At 67.7% G+C, this 22,911-nt stretch carries 17 protein-coding genes; 6 read left to right on the plus strand and 11 right to left on the minus strand.

Translation table 11 applies throughout. The annotated features are described in order from the left end of the window. A partial coding sequence (locus AB4Y79_RS20550) for a hypothetical protein (RefSeq protein WP_441865879.1) occupies positions 1 to 331 on the plus strand: 331 nt, incomplete at its 5' end. 16 nt (positions 332 to 347) lie between these two features. Here the strand turns inward: AB4Y79_RS20550 and AB4Y79_RS20555 are convergent. The 4 genes from AB4Y79_RS20555 to AB4Y79_RS20570 are packed head-to-tail and all read right to left on the minus strand — an operon-like array spanning position 348 to position 5,775. Further along, entirely contained in the window at positions 348 to 1,076 is a 729-nt protein-coding gene (locus tag AB4Y79_RS20555; protein WP_441865881.1) for a thymidine kinase, read from the minus strand. Further along, complete coding sequence (locus tag AB4Y79_RS20560; protein ID WP_441865883.1) at positions 1,069 to 2,304, minus strand: alkaline phosphatase family protein; 1,236 nt, start codon at positions 2,302 to 2,304, stop codon at positions 1,069 to 1,071. The genes AB4Y79_RS20555 and AB4Y79_RS20560 overlap by 8 nt, the downstream gene beginning before the upstream one ends. Before the next feature lies 1 nt (position 2,305). Continuing rightward, positions 2,306 to 3,049 (minus strand): DUF5998 family protein, encoded by a 744-nt coding sequence (locus AB4Y79_RS20565; protein ID WP_308931295.1) that lies wholly within the window; start codon positions 3,047 to 3,049, stop codon positions 2,306 to 2,308. Positions 3,050 to 3,090: 41 nt separating this feature from the next. After that, positions 3,091 to 5,775 carry a bifunctional acetate--CoA ligase family protein/GNAT family N-acetyltransferase gene (locus tag AB4Y79_RS20570; protein WP_441865886.1) on the minus strand — a complete coding sequence of 895 codons (2,685 nt, stop codon included), beginning with the start codon at positions 5,773 to 5,775 and terminating at the stop codon, positions 3,091 to 3,093. Positions 5,776 to 5,851: 76 nt separating this feature from the next. Between AB4Y79_RS20570 and AB4Y79_RS20575 the strand changes: the two genes are divergently transcribed. Further along, positions 5,852 to 8,368: a DNA gyrase/topoisomerase IV subunit A gene (locus AB4Y79_RS20575; protein WP_441865888.1), complete on the plus strand. Its 2,517-nt coding sequence runs from the start codon at positions 5,852 to 5,854 to the stop codon at positions 8,366 to 8,368. A gap of 27 nt (positions 8,369 to 8,395) precedes the next feature. Here the strand turns inward: AB4Y79_RS20575 and AB4Y79_RS20580 are convergent, their stop codons facing one another. Both AB4Y79_RS20580 and AB4Y79_RS20585 read right to left on the minus strand, forming a co-directional pair. Continuing rightward, positions 8,396 to 9,178, minus strand: coding sequence for an ABC transporter permease subunit (locus tag AB4Y79_RS20580; protein WP_441865890.1), 783 nt, complete (start codon positions 9,176 to 9,178; stop codon positions 8,396 to 8,398). Positions 9,179 to 9,185: 7 nt separating this feature from the next. Continuing rightward, positions 9,186 to 10,172 carry an ABC transporter ATP-binding protein gene (locus AB4Y79_RS20585; RefSeq protein ID WP_441865892.1) on the minus strand — a complete coding sequence of 329 codons (987 nt, stop codon included), beginning with the start codon at positions 10,170 to 10,172 and terminating at the stop codon, positions 9,186 to 9,188. Between the two features lie 70 nt (positions 10,173 to 10,242). Between AB4Y79_RS20585 and AB4Y79_RS20590 the strand changes: the two genes are divergently transcribed. Then, positions 10,243 to 10,761, plus strand: a complete 519-nt coding sequence (locus tag AB4Y79_RS20590) for a DinB family protein (protein WP_441865894.1) — start codon at positions 10,243 to 10,245, stop codon at positions 10,759 to 10,761. Positions 10,762 to 10,810: 49 nt separating this feature from the next. On the opposite strand, the gene cydD is transcribed toward AB4Y79_RS20590, so the two are convergent. From cydD to AB4Y79_RS20605, 3 genes are read right to left on the minus strand one after another with little or no spacing between them, the layout of a single operon-like run. After that, entirely contained in the window at positions 10,811 to 14,281 is a 3,471-nt protein-coding gene (gene cydD / locus AB4Y79_RS20595) for a thiol reductant ABC exporter subunit CydD (RefSeq protein ID WP_441865896.1), read from the minus strand. A 1-nt stretch (position 14,282) separates the two neighbouring features. Beyond that, positions 14,283 to 15,332 (minus strand): cytochrome d ubiquinol oxidase subunit II, encoded by a 1,050-nt coding sequence (gene cydB, locus AB4Y79_RS20600; protein ID WP_441865898.1) that lies wholly within the window; start codon positions 15,330 to 15,332, stop codon positions 14,283 to 14,285. A 44-nt stretch (positions 15,333 to 15,376) separates the two neighbouring features. Further along, positions 15,377 to 16,981, minus strand: a complete 1,605-nt coding sequence (locus AB4Y79_RS20605; RefSeq protein WP_441865900.1) for a cytochrome ubiquinol oxidase subunit I — start codon at positions 16,979 to 16,981, stop codon at positions 15,377 to 15,379. Positions 16,982 to 17,242: 261 nt separating this feature from the next. On the opposite strand from AB4Y79_RS20605, the gene AB4Y79_RS20610 reads away from it, so the two are divergent. Together AB4Y79_RS20610 and AB4Y79_RS20615 are read left to right on the plus strand one after the other, a co-directional pair. Next, complete coding sequence (locus AB4Y79_RS20610; protein ID WP_441865902.1) at positions 17,243 to 17,626, plus strand: BlaI/MecI/CopY family transcriptional regulator; 384 nt, start codon at positions 17,243 to 17,245, stop codon at positions 17,624 to 17,626. A gap of 6 nt (positions 17,627 to 17,632) precedes the next feature. After that, positions 17,633 to 18,625 carry a M56 family metallopeptidase gene (locus AB4Y79_RS20615; RefSeq protein WP_441865904.1) on the plus strand — a complete coding sequence of 331 codons (993 nt, stop codon included), beginning with the start codon at positions 17,633 to 17,635 and terminating at the stop codon, positions 18,623 to 18,625. 89 nt (positions 18,626 to 18,714) lie between these two features. Here AB4Y79_RS20615 and AB4Y79_RS20620 read toward each other — a convergent pair whose 3' ends face one another. Continuing rightward, on the minus strand, positions 18,715 to 20,823 hold the full coding sequence (locus AB4Y79_RS20620) for a DNA gyrase/topoisomerase IV subunit B (protein ID WP_441865906.1): 2,109 nt from the start codon (positions 20,821 to 20,823) through the stop codon (positions 18,715 to 18,717). Between the two features lie 256 nt (positions 20,824 to 21,079). On the opposite strand from AB4Y79_RS20620, the gene AB4Y79_RS20625 reads away from it, so the two are divergent. Then, positions 21,080 to 21,301: a DUF7455 domain-containing protein gene (locus tag AB4Y79_RS20625; protein ID WP_013600696.1), complete on the plus strand. Its 222-nt coding sequence runs from the start codon at positions 21,080 to 21,082 to the stop codon at positions 21,299 to 21,301. Between the two features lie 162 nt (positions 21,302 to 21,463). Here AB4Y79_RS20625 and AB4Y79_RS20630 read toward each other — a convergent pair whose 3' ends face one another. Beyond that, the gene (locus AB4Y79_RS20630; RefSeq protein ID WP_441865909.1) at positions 21,464 to 22,777 is read right to left on the minus strand and encodes an RNA polymerase sigma factor; all 1,314 of its coding nucleotides are present in this window, start codon (positions 22,775 to 22,777) and stop codon (positions 21,464 to 21,466) included. Positions 22,778 to 22,911 lie beyond the last annotated feature (134 nt).

Raw genomic sequence — 22,911 nt, forward strand, 5'->3', positions numbered from 1 at the left:
CCAGTACGCACCCGATCTCCGCCGCGACCGCCATCTCCTGCGCCACCACCGGCACCCCCGGCCCCGCAACAACACCGGCAGCATCCGCATACCCCACCGCAGCCCTGGCTTTCAGACCAGCGACCCTGGCCTCCACCTCACGGACACCGGCCAAGACTTCCAGGCACCCATCCGCCAACCCCGCCAACGGATCAGCAACCGAAAACGACTCCGCACCACACCCGTCGACCTCAGCAAGAAGCACGGCAAGGGCAGCACGGATATCCTCAAACGCCCCCACCACCGCCGCTTTCCCCATACACCAATCATCACCAAGGGGTACGACATTTAAGGCCGCCAGGACCATGCTAGATCCCGCGGGGCTCCCCCGGCCCGCCTGAACCGCGCCAGAGGCAGGCGTCCACCTCGAAGGGCAGCAATTGATCCTGCTGTGCCATCAACTTGGCGCCGTGCGCGGTCACCCTGCGCATGAAATGCCGCCGGCACAGCGTCTCGTACCCCACCACGGGGACGTGCCCGGCTTCCGGGGCGGCTGCGTCAGCCACCATGTCCACGTCGCCGACCACCACCTGCGCACCTTCGGTGACCATGACGCCGTCGACCGTCCTGGCGTTGTGCGTGGCCCGGCGGCCGCACCAGCACAGCGCCTCCACCTGGAGCACCTGTACCCGGTCCGCCAGCTCGATGAGGCGTTGGGACCCGGGAAACAGCCGGGTGCGGAAGTCGGCGGTGATGCCGAAAGCGAAGACGTCGACGTCGATCTCATCCACCACCTTGGCCAGCTGCTCCACCTGCTGAGGGGTGTAGAACTGGGCTTCGTCACAGATGAGGTAGTCCACCCGCCGGCCTTGGGTGCGGCGGACCATGACTTCCTCCCAGAAGTCCGTGGTGTCCAGCACCTCTACGGCGTCCGTCTCCAGGCCCAGCCGGCTGGAGATCCGGGATTCGCCGGCGCGGTCGTTGCGGCTGAACCGCACGCCGCCGCGGCCGCGTGCCCGGTGGTTGTAGTCCATCTGCAGGGCCAGCGTTGATTTTCCGCAGTCCATGGTCCCGGAGAAGAAAATGAGTTCAGCCACGCCGGCGGCTCCTTCCGTCGGCCGTGAAGCAGAGCAGCGGGACCTCCCGCTCGGCCTTGGTCAGGGAGCCGTGCTGGCCCACCACTTCCATGGCGGTCGGCCGCATGCGCCGGCCGTCATAAAGGGCGACGGCGTCCCGCGCCGCGATCATCACGTCACCGATCCTGCCTTCAACGGCAGGCCGGACGTCACCAAAAAGGCCTCCGGCGATTGCCTCGTCCCGGGTGAAGGCCCACACCCGGTCGCCGAACCGTGCCTTCCAGGCAGCCAGCAGCCGTTCCCGGCCGGCAGTACCTTCACGGTGCATGTCTTCCAGGTACAGGTGGACCATCCGGGGTTCGCCGGCCGTATGCCGGACACCGTCAACCAGGGCGGAGTCGGCGGAGAAGTCGATGCGCTGTGATTCGGGAATGTCCAGCATCCCGTGGTCCGCGGTGAGCAGGATCGTGGTCCCGGCGGGCAATGAGGAGTTGAGCCGCTTGACCGTGGCGTCGAGCTCCTCCAGTTGGTGTTCCCACTGCTCCGACCGGCAGCCGTAGCGGTGGCCGGCCTTGTCCAGCTCGTTCACATAGAAGTACATGAGGGACGGGCCGGCGGCCGCCATGGCATCGGCGGCAGCCCCGGTGCGCGCATGGGCGGTTGTTCCGGAGATGAACCTGCCCCCGCGCAGGGCGGCGCGGGTCATGGGCGAGCCGTCGAACTGGGCGAGGCTGACGGTACTGACGTCCACCTGCCCGGCCACCCGCTCAAATACGGTGGGGAACGGCTGCCACGTGGCCGGGTCAACACCAGGGTCCCAGTTCCCCAGGAGGTTGACTACCTTGTCCTGCCCGGGGTCCAGGACGTCGTAGCCCACCATGCCGTGCTGGCCGGCCGGCAGCCCGGTCCCAAAGCTGGCCAACGCCGCCGCTGTGGTGGAAGGAAAAGCCGAGTCCAGCCACACGGGAACATCGCCCTGCCCTGCCTGCACCACGGAACGCAGGAAGGGTGTGTGCGCGGCTTTCTGCTTCAGGAGGTTCCTGCCCAGCCCGTCGGCGAGGACCACGCAGACGCGGCTTGCAGCGGGGAGTCCCAGGGTGTTGTCGAAGCCTTCCAGCCCCAAACTCGCTGCGGCGCTGGTGAGGACTTCGGCGACGGAGCGGCGCCCATAAGCGGGGGCGGGCGGAAGATCGGGACTCTGCCCGGAGGCGGCGGGAGTGTGTACGGCTTGGTGGCTGGCTTCCGGCATCTCAGCGCTGCTGGTGCCCGCGGCTGAGCCGGTTTCCGAACACCCCGGACCGCGGACGGGGTGCCATGGACTGCACGTGGGGTACGGGAGCTGCCGAGCCGGTGTTGACGGCGCGCAGGGCACGCGCAAAAAGCTTGGCGTCCTGCACGGCCTGCAGCCCGTCGGCCTCAGCGCTGATGCGGAGCACGATGTCTTCCTGCGCGATGGTCCCGGTGTAGCCGTGGTCCGCTTCGCACTGCGGGTCCCCGCAGCTGGCGGGCCCCATGTCCAGCCGCTGGCCGCCGGACCACGCAATGGACAGGGTCAGTTCGCGCACGGGATCCGAGGGCTTGTAGTTTTGCGGCTGGGCGTACATGTAGCTCAGGACCACCGAACGGATCTGTGCCACAGGAACCGATTCGGTGGAGATTTGCGCGACGATCTGCTCCCCCGCCTCGTCCAGCTGCTGGTCGTCCACGTGGGTGATCACCAGCATGTCCGCCGTCAGCACCAGCACGGTGATGTGGCGCCGCACCTCTGCCCGGTCAAAGTGGGTTTCCAGGTGCACCAGATGGGCCACACAGTCCCGGCCGTCCAACGCGTCGTCAACGACGTCGGAGACCAGGCGCGGGTAGAACCCGGCCTTCTGCAGCGCGTCTTCGAGGCTCTGGCCCTGGAGTCCGTGGTTGTGTGAGCTGTGCTGGCGGAGTGCCTGGTTTTCATTGCCGGGCGTTTCGGGCGCCGACGCGGGAGGCTGGAAGCTCATGCCCCCATTTTCACAGATCGGCCGGTCACTTGCTAACCGCCTCAGCCCAGCATTGCCCTGCGGGCACTGTCCGTCCGCTGCGCCGCGTTGCCAATCCGCACGTCAGCGGCGAGGATCGCGGCCCCGGATGTCCCACACAGGACGGGGTTGAATTCCACGAGTGCGATCTCCGGATGGCTGTCCTTCATCCAGGCCAGCCTGGCGGCCAGGTCCTCCAGCGCCTGCACGTCAACAGCCGGGAGCCCCTGGTAGCCGAACAGCTTCCGTGATGCCCTGGGCGCACGGATGAAGTCGTGGACGTCAGCCGCGGAGAGCGGCGGAACCCGGTGGGCCCAGTCGTCGAGGAGGTTCACGGCGTCCCCGGCGAGGCCGAACGAGATCACCGGGCCAAGCAATGGGTCTTCGATGGCCCGGAAGGTGCAAGCCTGACCGACCGATGCCATGGACTGGACTTCAAGGGCCGGGTCTCCGTAGGCGGCGAGCGCACGCCGCATCTGCACCACGTTCTGGCGCAGCGATTCGGCGTCCTCGATACCAAGGCGTACCCCGCCCAGGTCCAGCCGGTGCCGGAGGGCGGGGTCCGTGGTCTTCAGCACCACGGGCCAGCCGAGGGCCTCCGCTGCCTGCACGGCCTCATCCGGCGTCGTAAAGGCGGCCGATGGCAGGACGGAGATGCCGTAATGCCCCAGCAGGGAAGCGGCTGCTGCCGGCTCCAGTTGCTTGAGCTGTTCACCCGTGACGTCCCGGAGCAGTTCGTCGAGTTCCGCTTCCGCCTTGCGCGGATCGCACCCTGCCGGTTCCACGAACTGTCCCTGGTCGCGGGCAGCCCATTCCGCATACCGCACCACGGCGGCGAGCGCCGCAACGGCGGCACCGGGGTTGGAGAAACAGGGGACGGTGCACCCATCGGCGCCTGCCAGGCCCTCCACATTGATGGCGGGGTCCAGGATGCCGGTGAAGGCTGCCATCACCGGTTTTCCTGCCTCTGCCGCACACTCCGCCAGGACCCGGGCCACGGCGTCAACGGTCAAGCCCCTGGCCGGCAGGAGGGCTGCGATGGCGGCGTGCACGGAATCCGAGCCCAAGGCGTCAAGCAGTGCCGTCCGCAGGGCGGGCAGCGCCACCGACTGGCCGGTGTCGAGGTCAAGCCCGGACACCACCCGGGCCACGCCCAGCCCGTGCGCCACGGCACTGTCCGCCACCACGTTGCCGAGGGCCTGGGAGTTGCTGAAGATGGCGACGTCGGGCCCGGCCGGAAGAGGCTGGCCGGACACCACCTGGGCGACGTCCACGAGCTCTTCCACGGTTTCCACGCGGATCACGCCCGACTGGCGCAGCATGGCGTCCAGGGCGCCGGCCGGTGCCTGGGTGGTCCGGACGGCGTGTCCGGGCGGCAGCCGCAACCCCATGGTGTCCGATTTGGCGACAATGACCGGCTTGGTGCGGGCCAGGCGCCTGGCGATCCGGGAGAACTTGCGCGGGTTGCCAATCGATTCCAGATACAGGCCCACGGCGGTGGTATCGGCGTCGTCCTCCCAGTACTGCATCATGTCGTTGCCGGAAACGTCTGCCCTGTTGCCGGCCGAGAGCAGGCTGGAGAGTCCCAGCCGGCGCCGGCTGGACGCGGCGTACAGCGAGACGCCGATCGCCGCCGACTGGCTGAACAGGCCCAGGCCGCCGCGCAGCGGCATGGTGGGCGCCATCGACGCATTCAGCGACACGTCCGGGTGCGTATTGGCGATGCCCAGCGACGCCGGCCCGATCACGCGCATCCCGTTGGCCCTGGCTTGGCGCACCAGGGCGCGCTGCCGCAGCAGGCCGCGTTCGCCGTCGTCCGCGAAGCCTGCCGTGGCAATCACCACGCCCTTGACCCCGGCGGCCGCGCAGTCTTCCACGACGCCGGCCACCTCCTCATAAGGCACGGCGATGATGGCCAGCTGGACGGGTTCGGGAACCTCGGACAGCTTGCCGTAAGGGATCATCCCGGCCAGTTCCAGCGCATCCGGGTTGATGGCGTAGACGGACCCGTGGAAGCCGCCCTCGATGATGTGCTCCAGCAGCTGGTATCCCACGGTTCCCCATTTGCGGCTGGCTCCGATGACGGCAACGGACGACGGCGTCAGCAGGTCCCGGACGCTCCTCGCCTCCGCGCGGTGCTCGCGGGATTCCATCACGGCGCGCGACTTCTCGGTGGGCTCCACGTTGAACTCAAGGCTGACGACGCCGTCGTCGAAATGCCGCTTGACGTCGTAGCCGGCGTCGGAGAACACCATCAGCATCTTCCGGTTCTCCGGCAACACCTCGGCGGTGAACTTGCGGATCCCGTTTTCGTGCGCAGCGGCCGCCAGGTGCTCCAGCAGGATGGAGCCGATGCCCCTGCCCTGGTGTGCGTCGGCAATGTTGAAGGCCACCTCCGCCTCCGTGGGATCGGTAAGCCGGTCATAGCGGCCGATGCCGATGATCTCACCGTGGATGGTGATGACGAACGCCACCCGGTCCTTGTAGTCCACTTCGGTGAAGCGCTTGAGCTCCTTGGCCGACAACCTGGCCTTGAACGCGAAGAAGCGCATGTAGATTGAATTTTGCGACTGCCCGGTGTGGAAGGCCTGGACGGCGTCGGCATCCGACGGGTGGATGGGCCGCAGGTGCGCAGTTCCGCCGTCACGCAGGACGACATCGGCCTCCCAATGTTCCGGATATTCGCCGTCCCCGGGCTGATCCACCATAGGCTTAGCCTAGCCAAGAACTAGCGCAGCATGCCCGAAACGCTGCCAGCACCCCCAGAAGGATTCACCAAACCCCATGGCCCGCCGCCAAAGTTCAAAACCCATCGTGGACGACAACTACACGGAAAACATCGTCGATATCGATGTCACGTCCGAAATGCAGGGCTCCTTCCTGGAGTACGCGTACTCGGTGATCTACTCCCGGGCGCTTCCGGATGCCCGCGACGGGCTCAAGCCGGTGCAGCGCCGCATCCTGTACATGATGAGCGACATGGGCCTTCGCCCGGACCGCGGCCACGTCAAGAGCGCCCGCGTGGTGGGCGAGGTCATGGGAAAGCTGCACCCGCACGGTGACGCCGCCATCTACGACGCCATGGTGCGCATGGCCCAGGACTTCTCCCTGCGGCTGCCCCTGATTGACGGGCACGGCAACTTCGGCTCGCTCGACGACGGCCCGGCAGCACCGCGGTACACCGAGGCCCGGCTGGCGGCAGCGGCCCTCACGCTCACCAACCACCTCGACGAAGACGTAGTGGACTTCGTCCCCAACTATGACAACCAGCTGACCCAGCCGGACGTCCTTCCCGCCGCCTTCCCCAACCTGCTGGTCAACGGCGCAACCGGCATCGCCGTCGGCATGGCCACCAACATGGCCCCGCACAACCTGGTGGAGGTGATATCGGCCGCCCGGCACCTGATCGCCCAACCGGACGCCACGCTGGAGGACCTCATGCGGTTCGTCCCGGGGCCGGACCTGCCAAGCGGTGGCAGGATCGTAGGCCTGGACGGCATCCGGGACGCGTATGCCACCGGCCGCGGCTCCTTCAAGACCCGGGCCAAAGTGGAAATCGAGCAGCTCACGGCCCGCCGCACCGGCCTGGTGGTCACCGAACTGCCTTACATGGTGGGCCCGGAAAAGGTGATCGAGAAGATCAAGGACGCGGTCAACGCCAAGAAGCTGACCGGTATCAGCGACATCGTGGACCTCACGGACCGCAAGCATGGACTGCGGTTGGTCATCGAACTCAAGAACGGATTCAACCCCAACGCGGTCCTGCAGCAGCTGTACCGCTACACGCCGATGGAGGACTCCTTCGGCATCAACAACGTCACGCTGGTTGACGGCCAGCCGCAGACCCTGGGCCTGGTGGACCTGCTGAGGGTCTACGTAGACCACCGGATCAACGTGGTGCGGCGCCGCACCACGTTCCGGCTGGGCAAGAAGAAGGACCGCCTGCACCTGGTGGAGGGCCTGCTCATTGCCATCGTGGACATCGATGAGGTCATCCAGGTCATCAGGTCCTCGGACGAGGCCGCCGCCGCCCGCGAACGGTTGATGTCCATCTATGACCTCACCGAGGTCCAGGCCAACTACATCCTGGAACTGCGCCTTCGCCAGCTCACCAAGTATTCCCGGATCGAGCTGGAAAAGGAGCAGGAGGAGCTCCGCCGCGAGATCGCGGAACTGCAGGCCATCCTGGACTCCGAGGAACTGCTCCGCACGGTGGTCTCCGACGAACTCGGTGCGATCGCCGAGGAACACGGCACCGCGCGGCGCACGGTACTGCTCGAATCGGAGGCCGTATCCCCCACCGTCGCTGCCGAGCTGGCAGCGGTCCCCGGCAAGAACGGCAAGGCGGCACCGCTGGCGCTGGAGATCGCCGACGACCCCTGCTGGGCCATCCTCACCGCGTCCGGGCAGGTGGCCCGGACCAGCAACCAGGAGCCCCTCGCCGAAGCAGGGCCCCGGAACAAACACGACGTGTACGCATCGGTGGTCAAGACCTCTGCCCGCGGCGAGATCGCGGCCGTCACCTCGCTGGGCCGGATGCTCCGTCTGCAGGTCATGGACATGCCCGTCCTGCCGCCGGTATCCGGGCTGCCCAACCTGGCCGGCGGCGTACCGGCCAAGGAGTTCCTCACCCTCGTCAAGGGCGAATCCCTGGTGGCGTTCGTCCGTCTGGATGAGGTCCTGGCCGTCGGCACCGCCCAAGGCGTGGTCAAGCGCGTCCAGCCGGACTACCCCTTGAACCGCGAAGACTGGGAAGTCATCACCCTCAAGGACAAGGATTTCGTGGTGGGTGTGTCTCCCGCCGCCGCTGACGACGCCGAACTGGTCTTCCTGACCAGCCAGGCCCAGCTGCTGAAGTTCCCCGCCGCCGTCGTCCGCCCCCAGGGGCGCACCGCAGGTGGCATGGCCGGCATCAAACTGGCTGCCGGGGACCAGGCGATCTTCTTCGGCGCTGTCCGGCCCAACGACGAGGCCGCCGTCGTGGTCACCATCGCGGGGACCAACGGCGCCCTCCCCGGCACTGCCCCGGGGACCGCAAAGGTCACCGCCTTCGATGAATATCCTGCCAAGGGACGTGCCACCGCGGGTGTCCGGGCACACCGGTTCCTGAAGGGCGAGGACACGCTGCTGCTGGCCTGGGCAGGACACGGCCCGGCCAAGGCGTCATCCGCCGCAGGCGTGGCGCGGTCGCTGCCGCAGGAGCATGGCCGCCGCGATGGTTCGGGCGTCCCGCTCTCCCAGGCCGTGGAGGCCGTGGGACCAACGATGGCGTGGACCGAGGAACCGGCACCCGAAAGCTAGCAGCCGCGGCCCGGGCACGCCAGGGCTTTACCCCGCGACGTCCCGGCGGCGGAAGCCGGCGACGGCGAGCGCCAGGAACACGGCGATGGTGGCTGCCGACACCACGACGCTGTCCCAGGCGGTGCCCTGCCGGAGCGGATCGTGGCCGATGTACTGGAAGAACGGCGATACCTGCCGGATCCGGTCGAAGGCGTCCACCATTGGGGCGAGCGCGTTCACGATGTAGGCGAGCACCGCCAGCACGGCGGGTATCCCGCGGCTGAGCCCGCTCCGTCCCGTGGCCGCTGACAGTGCCAGGGCAACGGAGCCAAAGACGACACCCAGGAGGGCAAGGTGCAGCATGGCGGCAGCCACCTTGTCCGCCGGCAGGACCAGGTCCACCATGCTGCCCTCGAGCACCAGCGAAACGCCCATGACGGCGGCCAACAGGAAGGTGCCGAACGCCATGGCCAGGAACTTGTCCAGCACCACCCTCCCGCGGCTCACGGGGTTGGAAAGCAGCAGGTCCATGGTGTGCCGGTCCTCTTCCCCGCCAATGGCACCCGCGCCGGCGCTGACGGCGTAGATCAAAACCGCGATCGGCCCCATAAAGGACATCAGCTCCACCTGGATGTATCCGGTGGGAGTGGACATGTCCGCGCTGGAGGTGGCGAACAGGGAACGGAACGCCTCCGGCATCTGGTCGATGAAGCCGCTGATGGAAGGCTGGGACTGGACGATTGGCCACACTGCGGCGTACATGGCCACGATAAGGGCCAGGGATACGGCCCACGCCAGCAGTGTCCTGCTTTGGTCCCGCAATGTCTTCATTAGGACGTTAGCCAGCATGGCGGACCCCCGTCACGGCTGTGTCCAGGGTGTTGCTGCCGCCCTGGTCCGACCCGTAGTAGCTCAGGAAGGTTTCCTCCAGCGGCGCCTCCGAGCACTCAAAGTCCTCCACGTCCCGGGCACTCACCAGCTTCAGGAGCGCATCCAGGGCAGACTGCGGGGCGTTGCAGCTGAGCAGGCGGCCATCCACCATCAGGTCCCGCACCCCCGGGACTCCAGTGAAGTCGGCCGGGGCCACTGCTGCGGCGAAACGGGCCCGCACCCGGTGCAGGGACCGCGCCGCGAGGTCCTGTAACCGTTCCACCGCCACGAGCTTTCCCGCCCGGACCACCCCGATCCTGTCGGCGACGCGTTCCACCTCACCCAGGACGTGCGAGGAGAACAGCGCCGACCCGCCGCCGGCCGTGTGCTCGCGGAGGATGGAATGGAACACCTGCTGGACCAGGGGATCGATCCCGCTGGTGGGTTCGTCCAGCACCAGCAGCCGCGGCCTGGACATCACCGCCAGGACAACGGCAAGCTTTTGCCGGTTTCCGCGCGACAGGGTCCGCGCCGGCCGGCTCAGGTCCAGGTCGAGCCGGTCCGCCACCTCGGCGGCACGCGGCGCATCGTCCCGGTGCCGCAGGTGGGCGCAGTAGGCCACGTGCTGGTGGCCGGTCAGGCGGTCGTAGAGCGCGGGCTCCCCGGGGACATAGCCCACAAGGCGGTGGACGTCCCGGGCCTGCAGCCAGGCATCCAGCCCCAGCACCGACGCGGTGCCGGACGTGGGCCGCAGCATTCCCATCAGGAGCCGGATGGTGGTGGTCTTGCCTGCCCCGTTCGGGCCCAGGTAGCCGAACACCTCGCCGGGCCCGATGGTGAGGGTCACGTCGTCGAGCGCTGTGTTCCGGCCGAACCGCTTGGTCAGGCCGGACAGCTGCACCATGCTCTCCGCATCCATCCGGGAATCCACATCCGGCTGGCCGTCCGCGCTCATGCTGCAAGGCTATGCAGGCGCTTCCCGGCGTCCCAGAGTCTTTCGGCCCGGAGGCCCATAGACTGCTCTCATGCCTATCGTTCCTGATGAAAAGGACTGGACCTGGGTCTTGTCCCGGCCCTGCCCGGAATGTTCCTTCGACGCTTCCACCACGACCCCGGCAACCGTTCCCGGCGTCATCGAGAGCATGCTGCCCCGGTGGCGGGCCGTCCTGCGCCGGCCGGATGCCGCTGAGCGCCCCGACGACCAAACGTGGTCACCGCTGGAATACGCCTGCCATGTACGGGACGTCTTCAGCCTCTTCGACCACCGGCTCAACCTGATGCTGGCCGAGGACGGCGCCCGCTTCGACAACTGGGACCAGGACCTGACAGCGGCGGAAAAGGACTATGCCAATGCCGACCCGGCCGAGGTGAGTGCCCAACTGGCCGCCGAAGGACACCAGGCTGCGGATTCCTTTGCCGGTGTCCGGGAAGAGGACTGGGGACGGAAGGGGCTGCGCAGCAACGGATCCGGGTTCACCGTCCTGACGCTCGCCCAATACTTCCTGCACGACGTCGTCCATCACCTGCACGACGTCGACGGCTAGCAGCAAGGGCAACTGGGCCCGGGCACCTGCCGGAGCGCCGGCAACATGCTCAGCGTGAGACTGCCAGGCGGTCCGCGGGCCGCCCGGCAGCGGCCGGAAGTTCCAGCCGGGCGTCGTCGGCGGCAATGTCAGCCCCGTTGTGGGTGACCAGGATGACCGTACGGTCCCGCAGCCCCCTGCGAAGGTCTGCCAGCATGGCCGCGGCCGCTTCGGCGTCCAGGTGGGCGGTGGGTTCGTCCAGCAGGATCACGTCCGCACCGGTCAGCAAAGTCCGCGCCACAGCCAGTCGCTGGCGCTCGCCGCCGCTGAGGAAGGCACCGCCAGGGCCGATCCGGGTGTCCAGTCCGGCAGGCAGCCCGTCCACCAGCCCGTCAAGTCCGACGGCGGCCAGCACGGCATCCAATTCACCGTCACCAGCCGGCAGTTCACCGTTCCCCGCGGGCCTCCCCAACAGCAGGTTGCCACGGATGGTGGAATCGAAGAGGTGGGCCTCCTGCGGGCACCAGGCCGCACGTCCGGAGACCTGCGCCCGCCCCGCCGCCGGCGCCAGGAATCCAAGCAGGACCGAGAGCAGGGTGGATTTTCCCGAACCGGACGGACCGGTGACAACCAACCAGCGCCCGGGCTCTGCCACGGCGTCCAGCCCTGTGAAGACCGGGGGTCCATCCGGCCATGCTGCGGCCAGGTCCACCAGGGCAATGCCCGGGGCACCGCCGTCCCGGCCGGGGACGGCTTGCAGCCCGCCGGTGTCGCGGTCCGGGGAAGCCACGCGCGCACCGCGTCCTGACGGACCGCCGTCGAGGGCGCCGGACTCCCCCACCCGCCGCAGAACCTTGCGGAGTGCCGGGAACTGGCGTACCGCCGTCGTCATGGCTGCGTACGGTTCCACCAGCGCCAGCAACAAGAGGACCACCACGGCTGCCGTGGCCGGGGCAACCCGGCCCGCGAGGACGTCGGGGGCCGCCAGCCAGGCAGCGGCCAGTGCTGCGGCTCCGCAGCCGGCGGTGGCAACGGCGTGTCCCAGCCCGTCCGCCCAGGCGGAGCGCCTTGAGGCGTGCGTGGCGCCCCGGTCCTCCGCCCGGAGTGCCTCGAGCACATGCGGCGCCAGGCCGTTTGCGTGCAGTTCGGCGCGGGCGTCCAATGCGGCTGCTATCCGCCGCAGGACGCCGGAGCGCAGGGACTGCTCAGCGGCGGCCGACCGCCGGTCCCCCCACAGGGCCGCCGCAGGCGCGAGCAGCAGGCCGGCGGCAGCCGCGCCCATCACGGCGGGCAGGGCAGCGGGCAGCAGGACCCCGGTGGTGGCCAGGGCCAGGACGGACACCGCGAGCGCGGTAAAGGGCGGCAAGACCACGCGCGGCAGGAGGTCGCGGATGGTGTCGACGTCGTCAATCACCGTTCCCAGCACGTTGCCGCCCTGCAGGAGCCGGCGCAGGGACAGGGCCCTGCGGCTCAGGGATTCCCAGAGCCTGCCGCGGAGGCGCGTGAGGGCGGCGAAGACCGCATCGTGGAGCAGCAGCCGTTCCCAGTAGCGCAGTACGGCACGGCCGATACCAAAGAACCGGACGCCCACGATGGCGGTCAGGAGGTAGAGGATGGGCGGCTGTTCGCTGGCCCGGATGATGAGCCAGCCCGAGAGTCCGGACAGCGCGACGGCGAAGATGGCCGCCAGGGTGCCGACGATGGCCGCCGCCGCGAATTTGCCGCGGACCGGCGCCAGGAGGGCCGCGAGGAGTCCGGCGGCCCCGGAGGCGGCCCGGGTGGTGCGGTTCTCCGATTCACCTGCCGGGCCGCTGCGGTCGGTGGCCCGGCCGTTGGACGCGGGGTTGCCGGACGCGGGGTCGCTGGAAGCGGAGTTGCCGGTGGAGGTGCTGGCGAACAGGCCCGGGGTGGGTGCGGGCACCTGCGGTTCCACAGCCTGTCCGGGGCGTTCCACCGGAACCAGCAGGTCCGCAAGGTGCCGGGTGCGCTGGTTGTGGGCCACCAGGATGACGGTGACCTGGCCGCGGAGCTTGCGAATGGCGTCTTCCACGATGGCCGCGGAGGCGTCGTCCAGGTGCGCAGTTGGCTCATCGAGCAGCAGGATCGATGCCCCTGCATCAATCCTGGCCAGTCCCCGGGCAAGCGCCACCCGGCGCAGCTCGCCCGGGCTCAGCTCCGCCTGGTGCTTGGCCGCCAGGTGGCCTGCGCCGGCCCGCTCCAGGCAGCTGCGCGCAGCCTCCTCGGCCGCAAACCGGTCCGGGCCGTGGCCCGGGTCCCGTGTGAGGTACAGCAGCACCTCGTCCAACACGGTCCCGGCCACCATCACAGGGTGTTGCGGCACCCAGGCAATGGCGCCGCGGTCCAGGCCCCTGATCGATCCGGAGATGCTGGTGCCGTTGCCGGCGCCGATGGTCCCGGCCAGCACGCCGAGGATGGTGCTCTTGCCTGAGCCGCTGGGGCCGTCCAGCGCGGTGATCCGGTCCTGCGGTGCGGTGAAGGTGAGGGGGCCGACGGCGGTTCCGGCCCGCCCTGCGTAGCGCACCGTCAGGCCGGTGACTTCGAGGGGGGCGCCCGGCCTGCCGGCTTTGGCAGCAGGCAGCGGTGCCGTCTCGTCTGCTCCGGTCACCGCCGCGGCTTCGGTCAGCGCCACCCGGCCGTCGTCGCTGGCGTGGTGGGCGGTGCCCAGCTCGCGGAGCGGGAGGTAGCAGTCCGGTGCCAGGATCAGTGCCAGCAGGCCCGCCTCCAGCGGCATGTCGCCGTGGACCAGGCGGACGCCGATGAACACCGCCACCACTGCCACCGAGATGGTGGCGATGAGTTCCAGGGCCAGCGCGGAGAGGAACGCGGTGCGGAGGGTGCCCATGGTGCGGGAGCGGTATTCCTCGGACATCTCTTCCAGGGCCTTGCGCTGGGCAGTGGCGCGGCCCAGGCCCACCAGGACCGGCAGGCCCTTTGCGAGTTCGAGCATGTGCGCGGACAACCGTGCCAGCGACGCCTGGGCCTGGCGCACGCTGTCCTCGGTGTAGCGGCCTATCAGCACCATGAACACCGGGATCAGCGGCACCGTGAGCACGATGACCACCGCGCTCACCCAGTCCGCGAAGAGGATCCGAGCCCCCAGCAGCAGCGGGATGGACGCGCAGTTGACCAGTGCCGGCAGGAACTGGGTGTAGTAGCTGTCCAGTGCGTCCAGGCCGCGGGTTGCCAGCACCGCCAGGCCGCCGTCGCCGGGCCCGGATCCGCGGACGCCGGTGCGGAGGGCATGCTCCAGCAGCCCGGCGCGCAGCTCTTCCTTCACCCCCAAGGCGGCGCGGCGGGCAGCGACCGCCTGTCCCCAGACGGTCAGGGACCTCAGCAGGACGCCGATCAGTCCGGCGGTGATCTGGGTCCCCCACGCGGGGCTCCCGGCAACCAGTCCGGCCAGGACGGACGCCACGGCCTGGCCGACCAGGACCAGGGACAATGCCTTGAGCGCTGCGAGGACCCCCAGCCAGTAGATGGCGGAACGGGTGGCCGGGCCGGCGGGGAACGTTGGCCGCACGTCAGCCCTTGGTGGTGAACGCCTTGGCGGCCACCGCCGGGAGGAAGCTGTGGGCTTCCGGGATGTGGTCGGCGCTGACGCGGCGGCGGAACACCCAGTAAGTCCAGGCCTGGTAAGCGATCACCAGGGGAAGGCCAAAGGCGGCGACGATGCTCATCAGGCCCAGGGTGTAATCCGAGGAGGAGGCGTTGGAGATGGTCAGGTCAAAGGCGCTGTCCAGCGTGGAGGGCAGCACCACCGGAAACACGGCGCCGAAGATGGCAGCGGTTCCCAGCACCAGGAAAGCGCCCATTGCCAGGAACGCCCGGCCCTCGGAGCCGGCCCGGGCCAGCAGCCACGCGATAACGGCCGCAGCCACTGCCAGCAGGACGGCGGCCCAGGTCCAGGGCTTGCCGTCCATGAACTGGACGGCAAGGGCCCACGCTGCGATCGGCAGCAGCAGGAACGGCAGGAACCGCACGAACCACCGGCGCGCACGGTGCCGTACCTCGCCGTCGGTCTTCAGGGCCAGGAACGCCAGGGCGTGCAGCAGCGAGAACCCCACCACGGCCGCACCGCCCAGCAGGGCGTAGCCGCTGAACCAGGCCAGGGCGCCACCTACCCGGTCGCCGTTGGCGTTCAGCGGCAGGCCGGTGGTGGTCAGGGCCAGGGCGGCGCCCACGCCGAAGGCCGCGAAGAAGGACCCCAGCGCAATCGCCCAGTCCCACCGGTTCCGCCAGCTGTCGGTGTCCACCTTGCCGCGGTATTCGAAGGCCACGGCACGGAAGATCAGGGCCAGCAGGACCACCAGCAGGGGCAGGTAGAGCGCGGAGAACAGGGAGGCGTACCAGAGCGGGAAGGCCGCGAAGGTTGCGCCGCCGGCGGTCAGGAGCCACACCTCGTTGCCGTCCCAGACGGGTCCGACTGTATTCAGGAGCACCCGGCGCTCGGTGTTGTTGCGGGCGAAGATCTTCATCAGCATCCCGACGCCCAGGTCGAAGCCCTCCAGGAAGAGGTAGCCGGTCCAGAGCACCGCGATGGCGATGAACCAGATGGTGGGAAGCAGTTCCATTGTTCGTTTCCTCTGCTCTTTGGAACCCGTAGGGCCCGGTGCGGCTAGTAGGCGAAGGCCAGGACGTCGTCGGCGGGCTTGGCTTCCCCGGTGCCGCCGGCGCCGGGGGTTTGGTCTTCATTTTCGTCCGCCGGCGCGTGGGCGAGTTCGGGCATCGCGGAGACCACGCCGCCCCGGATGTACTTCACCAGCAGTTTCACTTCCACCACCAGCAGGACGGCGTAGACGGCGGTCAACGCCACCAGGGAAGCGATGAGCTCCCCCGCGGAGACGCCCGGTGAAACGGCGGCAGCGGTGAACATGAACACCTGGTCGATGCCGCTGGGGTCCGGGTTGGGGGCCACGACGAACGGCTGGCGGCCCATCTCGGTGAAGATCCAGCCGGCGGCGTTGGCGCCGAACGGTGCCAGGATGCCGAACACTGCCAGGCGCATCAGCCAGCGTGATTCCGGCACCGTCCCCTTGCGGGTGATCCAGAGTGCCACCAGCGCAGCCAGGGCGGCGAGTCCGCCAAAGCCGATCATCATCCGGAAGCCCCAGTAGGTGACTTCCATGACGGGGACGTACTGGATCTCCTGGCCGGCGCGGTCCCCGTAGATCGGGTTGTCCGGCAGGGTGGTTCCGTATTTCTCCTTGTACTCGGGCAGCAGGCTGTTGACGCCCTTCACCTCGGTGGTGAAGTCACCCTTGGCCAGGAAGGAGAGGATGCCGGGGACTTCGATCACTGCCACGACGTCGTCGCAGTTCTTGGAGCCCACGTTGCCGACGCTTAGGACGGAGAAGCCCGTGCCGTCGTGGCAGGCGGCCTCGGCGGCCGCCATCTTCATGGGCTGCTGCTGGAACATGAGCTTGCCCTGGAGGTCGCCGGTGACGGCGGTGCCCGCGAACGAGATCATGGCCACCACGGCGCCGATGCGCAGGGACCGGATCCACACGCTGTAGTCGGTGCGGTCGCGGCCGGGGATGCGGGCGTCCGCACCGGGGATGACCCGGCCGTCGGCACCCACGGCGTCGACGCCGTCGTGCCGCCTCCGCCACAGGTGGTACCAGGCGATGCCAAGGAGGAAGCCGCCGGCAACGGCGAGGGCGCCGAACAGGGTGTGCGGGACGGCCACCAGGGCAGTGTTGTTGGTGAACACGGCCCAGGCATCGGTCATGACGGGCCGGCCGTTCACCATTTCCACGCCCACCGGGTGCTGCATCCAGCTGTTGGCCACGATGATGAAGTAGGCGGAGAGGGCTGAGCCGATGACGGCCACCCAGAGGCACGCGAGGTGGATGGCCGGCTTGAGCTGTTTCCAGCCGAAGATCCACAGCCCCAGGAAAGTGGACTCGACGAAGAAGGCCAGGAGGGCTTCCAGTGCCAGTGGGGCGCCGAAGACGTCGCCCACGAACCGGCTGTACTCGCTCCACGCCATACCGAACTGGAACTCCTGCACGATGCCGGTGGCGACCCCCATGATGAAGTTGATGAGGAAGAGCTTCCCCCAGAACTTGGTCATCCGCAGGTACTCAGGCTTGCCGGTCCGGTGCCAGGCGGTCTGGATCACGGCTACCACCAGGCCCAGGCCGATGGTCAGGGGCACCATCATGAAGTGGTAGACGGTGGTGATGCCGAATTGCCAGCGTGCGATTTCCAAGGCGTCCATGGCAGTCCCTACTGTTAGCAGTGCAGTTTTCTACGCTCCGTAGAATTCTAACTTCTACACAGTGTAGAACATTGGAGGTGGCGTCGAAAAACCGGCTGCCCCTCCCCTAGGATGGCGTGTCACTGCCCGACGCGCCAGATGTTCTACCATATGTAGAAAGAAGTACTGTTTCGGGGTAAATTTAGTTCTGTAGTTGAACAACCGCGTGACGTCACCGGCGCTGCGAAAGCGTACGGTGCGGGGAAATAAAGGAAAAGTGAAATGGCTAGTCTTGGTGAACTGGAACGGGCGGTCATGGACCTGCTCTGGGCGGGCCACGAAGCGGCTACGGCCAATAACCTGAGGGACCAGCTGGCGCGTGCGTCGGCGGCACAGGGCGGGGCGGGCCACGAAGGCAAGGAACTGGCTGTCACAACGGTACTCACCGTCCTCTCCCGCCTGGAAAAGAAAGGGCTGGTGGAACGCGAACGCGGCACCCGCCCGCACCGGTACCAGGCAGTATCCAGCCGCGCCGACCACACTGCCGAACTCATGCACGAGGTCCTTGGTTCAGCACCTGACCGCGAGGCTGTCCTCGCCCGCTTCATTGGATCCGTCTCCGAAGGTGAAGCCGCTACGCTGCGCAAACTGCTTGGCCACCTCTAGCAGACCATGTTCTGGGCCTCGTACCTGCTGGCGGTCTTTGCGATAGTCCTTGCCTGGCCGGTTCCGATCCTCCTGTCACGGGCACAATGGCCGGCTAGGTCGCCGTTCACGGCCATGCTGCTGTGGCAGGCGATCGCCCTTGCAGGTGGCTTGTCCATGATCGGCGCCATGCTGGTCTACGGCCTGGAACCGATCGGCGACAACCTGGTTGCCGGCCTCCGGGCCCTTGCCGGCATGGTGCTTTTCAGCGCCCCCACCACCGCACTGGGGTTCTGGCACATCTTCGCCTTGTCCGCCGCGGCCCTGCTGACCGCCCACCTGGTTTTCACCCTGCTGCTCACGTACTACAAGATCCAGCGGCAGCGGCGCCGGCACCGCGAGCTCCTGGCCCTGCTGGCCTCACCGTCCGGGCAGGGCACCGGAACGCTGGTCATCAGCCACGATTCCCCGGTGGCGTACTGCCTGCCGGGAGGGGCCCGCTCGGTGACCGTCCTGTCGGACGGCTTAATGGCCGCCCTCGAACCTGCCGAACTGCGCGCAGTGCTCATTCACGAGAACGCGCACCTGAGCCAACGGCACCACCTGCTGCTCTGGGCCTTCGCCGCCTGGCGGCAGGCGCTGCCCTGGCTGCCCACCACCCGGCTTGCACAGGAGTCGGTCAACTCACTCATCGAAATGCTGGCCGACGATGTCGCCCTGCGGACCGAAAGCAAAGCAACCCTGATCAAGGCCATCGCCATCGTCGCCAGCGGCTCGGCGGCCAATTCCGGCACCGGTGACATTCGGCCGTCCTCACCCAGCCTGGCGTTGTCCGGGCTGGAGGCCGCCTCGGTGGGTCCGGGCTCGGACGCGGTCCGGACCGCGGCATCAAGGGTCAGCCGCCTGTTGACGCCGCAGCCCCAGTTGCCGGCCGCCGTCCGCAGTGCCGTCCTGGCCGGCTGCATCCTGCTGCTCGCCCTGCCGACGGCGCTGCTCGTGGTTCCGGGACTGCTCGGCTGACCTGCCGCCGTCCCGGTGGTTGAGCCTGTCGAAACCCGGGCACCGTCAGCCGCATCCCGGTGGTTGAGCCTGTCGAAACCCGGGCACCGTCAGGCGTCGATGCGCTCCCGGTCCAGGCTGGACGCTCCGGCGATAATGAAGTCCTTGCGCGGGGACACGTCCGAACCCATCAGGAGGTCGAAGATCTCCTCTGCCTGCTGGGCGTTCTCGATGCCCACCTTCCGCAGGGTCCGGTGGCGGGGGTCCATGGTGGTCTCGGCCAGCTGTTCGGCGTCCATTTCACCCAGGCCCTTGTACCGCTGGATCGGCTCCTTGTACCGCTTCCCTTCCTTGGCCAGGCGCGCGAGCAGCACATGGAGCTCGGCCTCGGAGTAGGTGTAGATCATCTCGTTGGCCTTCTGGCCGGCGTTGATGACCTCCACCCGGTGCAGCGGCGGTACCGCGGCGAAGACCCGGCCTTCGAGGATCATGGGCCGCATGTACCGGAAGAAGAGGGTCAGCAGCAGGGTCCGGATATGGGCGCCGTCCACGTCGGCGTCGGTCATGAGGATGACTTTCCCGTACCGGGCGGCGGTGATGTCGAAACTGCGGCCGGAGCCGGCGCCCACCACCTGGATGAGGGCTGCGCATTCGGCGTTGGACAGCATGTCCCCCACCGATGCCTTCTGGACGTTCAGGATCTTGCCGCGGATGGGCAGCAGGGCCTGGAAGTCGGACGAGCGGGCGAGTTTGGCGGTACCGAGGGCCGAGTCGCCTTCGACAATGAACAGTTCAGAGCGTTCGACGTCGTCCGTGCGGCAGTCAGCGAGCTTGGTGGGCATCGAGGAGGTTTCCAGGGCGTTCTTGCGCCGCTGCGTCTCCTTGTGCACGCGAGCCGAGATGCGGGACTTCATTTCGCTGACGATCTTTTCCAGCAGCAGGGCCGACTGTGCTTTGTCGTTCCGGTTGCTGGAAGTGAGCTTTGCGGAGATCTCCCGTTCCACCACCCGGGAAACGATGGCGCGGACGGCGCTGGTGCCCAGGATTTCCTTGGTCTGGCCCTCGAACTGCGGCTCGGCGAGGCGGACGGTCAGGACTGCGGTGAGGCCGGCAAAGATGTCGTCCTTGTCGATCTTGTCGTTGCCGGCCTTGAGCTTGCGGGCGTTGGTCTCCACGGCTTTACGGAACGTCTTGACCAGGGCCTGTTCGAATCCGGACTGGTGCGTGCCGCCCTTCGGGGTGGCAATGATGTTAACGTAGCTGCGGACGGTGCTGTCATAGCCGATGCCCCAGCGAAGGGCCACATCCACTTCGCAGTCCCGCTCGACCTCTGCCAGCTGGCTGTGACCCCGCTCGTCCAGGACAGGGACGGTTTCCTTGAACTTGCCGGAACCGTGCAGCCGCCACACGTCGGTAACGGCCGGGTCGGCGGCCAGGAATTCCACGAACTCGGAGATGCCGCCGTCGTGGTGGAACACCTCCTCATGCGGGCCCGCCTCACCGGGGGTTCCCGGGAGCTTGCGTTCGTCGCGCACGGTGAGCTTGAGTCCTGGGACCAGGAATGAGGTCTGCCGGGCACGGGCCGCGAGGTCTTCGTAGGAGAATTTCGCGTCCGGGGTGAAGATCTGCCGGTCCGCCCAGTAGCGGATCCGGGTTCCCGTGACGCCGCGCTTGGCCCTGCCCGTGACGTCAAGAACAGAGTCGTTGACGAACGGCGTGAACGGCGCTGCCGGATCCAGCCTGGACCCGGTGTCCTTGAACCGGCCGGGTTCGCCGCGCCGGAACGACATCTTGTAGGTCTTCCCGCCCCGGTCCACCTCCACATCCAGGCGTGCAGAGAGGGCGTTGACCACTGACGCGCCGACGCCGTGGAGGCCGCCGGATGCGGTGTACGACCCGCCGCCGAACTTTCCGCCCGCGTGCAGCTTGGTGAAGACCACTTCGACGCCGGTGAGCCCCGTCTTGGGTTCCTTGTCGATCGGAATGCCGCGCCCGTCGTCGTGGATTTCAACGGAGTTGTCCGCGTGCAGGATGATGCGGATGTCGTGGCCGAAGCCGGCCAGGGCCTCGTCCACCGAGTTGTCGATGATCTCCCAAAGGCAATGCATGAGGCCGCGCGAGTCGGTTGAGCCGATGTACATGCCCGGACGTTTGCGGACAGCTTCGAGCCCTTCCAGGACGGAGAGGTGCCGGGCGGTGTACTCAGAGCTTGGTGCCACTGGTGATGAACTCCTTCAGGGACGCGGGTGCGGGACTGGAACCGCTCCCTCTAGGGTAGTCGGCGGCAGCGACAGGAGCCGGGTGCCACACCCGCCGGCCGGTGTGCGGCGCGCCACGGGCCGGGCCCCGGCAGGGCACTGGGTCATTCTTGACCCAACCTTGCGGATACGCGCACAGCGAACTTGCCCCATCCTTGCGATGGATTGGATACGAATACTGGTTATATAGATGTACTGATCTACTAAGGAGGCCGACATGACAACAGCAGTGGCAGACCGCACGCTTAACGCACTGGACCGGTGCGACCGTTGCGGAGCTCAGGCATATGTCCGGGTTGTACTCGAGTCCTCCGGCGGTGAGCTGCTGTTCTGCGGCCACCACGCCCGTGCAGTGGAGGCAACGCTGAAGCCGTTGAGCTCCGACTGGCACGACGAGACGGGAAAGCTTCACGAGAAAGCTGCCGTCGAAATCGACTAGATGAGGCATCGGTAACAACGAACCCGGTGGGACCTATCCAAATGGATGGGTCCCACCGGCGTTTAACCACTCTTCCGGTGACACGCACCGGTTAAACGGCCGGGCCGTCCCGGGCCCACCGGGGGGTGGGATCGGGACGGCCCGTTTCGTTGCGCCGGAGACTTAGTCCAGGTAATCGCGCAGCACCTGCGACCTCGAGGGGTGGCGGAGCTTGGACATGGTCTTCGATTCGATCTGGCGGATCCGCTCGCGGGTGACGCCGTAGACCTTGCCGATTTCGTCTAAAGTCTTCGGCTGTCCGTCGGTCAGGCCAAACCGCATGGCCACGACGCCGGCTTCGCGTTCGGAGAGCGTATCCAGCACCGAGTGCAGCTGCTCCTGCAAAAGGGTGAAGCTCACAGCGTCCGCAGGGACCACCGCCTCGGAGTCCTCGATCAGGTCGCCGAACTCGGAATCGCCGTCCTCACCGAGGGGGGTGTGCAGCGAAATGGGTTCGCGGCCGTACTTCTGGACTTCGACAACCTTTTCCGGGGTCATGTCCAGTTCCAGGGCCAGTTCCTCGGGCGTGGGTTCGCGTCCGAGGTCCTGCAGCATCTGGCGCTGGACGCGTGCCAGCTTGTTGATGACCTCAACCATGTGCACCGGGATGCGGATGGTGCGGGCCTGGTCGGCCATGGCGCGGGTGATCGCCTGCCGGATCCACCAGGTGGCGTACGTGGAGAACTTGAAGCCCTTGGTGTAGTCGAACTTCTCCACCGCGCGGATCAGGCCCAGGTTGCCTTCCTGGATGAGGTCCAGGAAGAGCATGCCGCGGCCGGTGTAGCGCTTGGCCAAGGAAACCACCAGGCGGAGGTTGGCCTCCAGGAGGTGGTTCTTGGCGCGCTTGCCGTCATGGATGATGAATTCGAGTTCGCGCTTGTACTTGGGGTCCATGGTGTCCCCGTCGGCAGCGATTTTCTCCTCGGCGAACAGTCCGGCTTCGATCCGGAGCGCCAGGTCGACTTCCTGCTCGGCGTTGAGCAGTGCCACCTTGCCGATTTGCTTGAGGTAGTCCTTGACGGGGTCGGCGGTGGCGCCGGCGGACATGACCTGCTGGACCGGGGCGTCGTCGTCGTCTGCGTCGGAGTAGACAAAGCCCTTGCCGCTGCCGGCGGCTCCCTTGACGGGATCGGCGTCGGCGTCCTCGGCCGCGTCGGGGCCTTCGAGGACGATGTCGTCAATGTCCTCCTCGACCTCCTCGACGTCGTCCGGGTCAACGTCCCCGGCGGACTTTCCAGCAGCCTCTGCTGCAGCCTTGGCGCCGGGCTTGGGCCCGCGCTTCTTCGGCTCGCGCTTGCCGTCCGCTGCAGCTTCGCCGGACGAAGCCTTATTGGCTGCCCGCGTAGCTGCCCGCTTGGCGTTGGTCGCGGCCTGCTTCTCCTCAGGGGACACGACGTCCTGGGCGGCAGAATCCTTCTTCGTGGAAGACGGGGTCACAGAAAACCTTTCTAGCGGTGGTCTGTGGAATCACCATACGGGCAACACCACTATGACCCTGTCAAGTCCGTGATGAAAACCAAGCGCCACCACGGCCGGCAGAGTCACTTAAGACAACTCCCGGAGCGGCTGTA

The sequence above is a fragment of the Pseudarthrobacter sp. YAF2 genome (assembly GCF_052113345.1).
Taxonomy (GTDB): Bacteria; Actinomycetota; Actinomycetes; order Actinomycetales; family Micrococcaceae; genus Arthrobacter.

What these genes read in the sequence shown, in the direction of transcription:
- AB4Y79_RS20560 (WP_441865883.1), bottom strand. Translation starts at nt 2,304, where the DNA reads ATGCCGGAAGCCAGCCACCAAGCCGTACACACTCCCGCCGCCTCCGGG.
- AB4Y79_RS20565 (WP_308931295.1), bottom strand. Translation starts at nt 3,049, where the DNA reads ATGAGCTTCCAGCCTCCCGCGTCGGCGCCCGAAACGCCCGGCAATGAA.
- AB4Y79_RS20570 (WP_441865886.1), bottom strand. Translation starts at nt 5,775, where the DNA reads ATGGTGGATCAGCCCGGGGACGGCGAATATCCGGAACATTGGGAGGCC.
- AB4Y79_RS20575 (WP_441865888.1), top strand. Translation starts at nt 5,852, where the DNA reads ATGGCCCGCCGCCAAAGTTCAAAACCCATCGTGGACGACAACTACACG.
- AB4Y79_RS20580 (WP_441865890.1), bottom strand. Translation starts at nt 9,178, where the DNA reads ATGAAGACATTGCGGGACCAAAGCAGGACACTGCTGGCGTGGGCCGTA.
- AB4Y79_RS20585 (WP_441865892.1), bottom strand. Translation starts at nt 10,172, where the DNA reads ATGAGCGCGGACGGCCAGCCGGATGTGGATTCCCGGATGGATGCGGAG.
- AB4Y79_RS20590 (WP_441865894.1), top strand. Translation starts at nt 10,243, where the DNA reads ATGCCTATCGTTCCTGATGAAAAGGACTGGACCTGGGTCTTGTCCCGG.
- cydB (WP_441865898.1), bottom strand. Translation starts at nt 15,332, where the DNA reads ATGGAACTGCTTCCCACCATCTGGTTCATCGCCATCGCGGTGCTCTGG.
- AB4Y79_RS20605 (WP_441865900.1), bottom strand. Translation starts at nt 16,981, where the DNA reads ATGGACGCCTTGGAAATCGCACGCTGGCAATTCGGCATCACCACCGTC.
- AB4Y79_RS20610 (WP_441865902.1), top strand. Translation starts at nt 17,243, where the DNA reads ATGGCTAGTCTTGGTGAACTGGAACGGGCGGTCATGGACCTGCTCTGG.
- AB4Y79_RS20615 (WP_441865904.1), top strand. Translation starts at nt 17,633, where the DNA reads ATGTTCTGGGCCTCGTACCTGCTGGCGGTCTTTGCGATAGTCCTTGCC.
- AB4Y79_RS20625 (WP_013600696.1), top strand. Translation starts at nt 21,080, where the DNA reads ATGACAACAGCAGTGGCAGACCGCACGCTTAACGCACTGGACCGGTGC.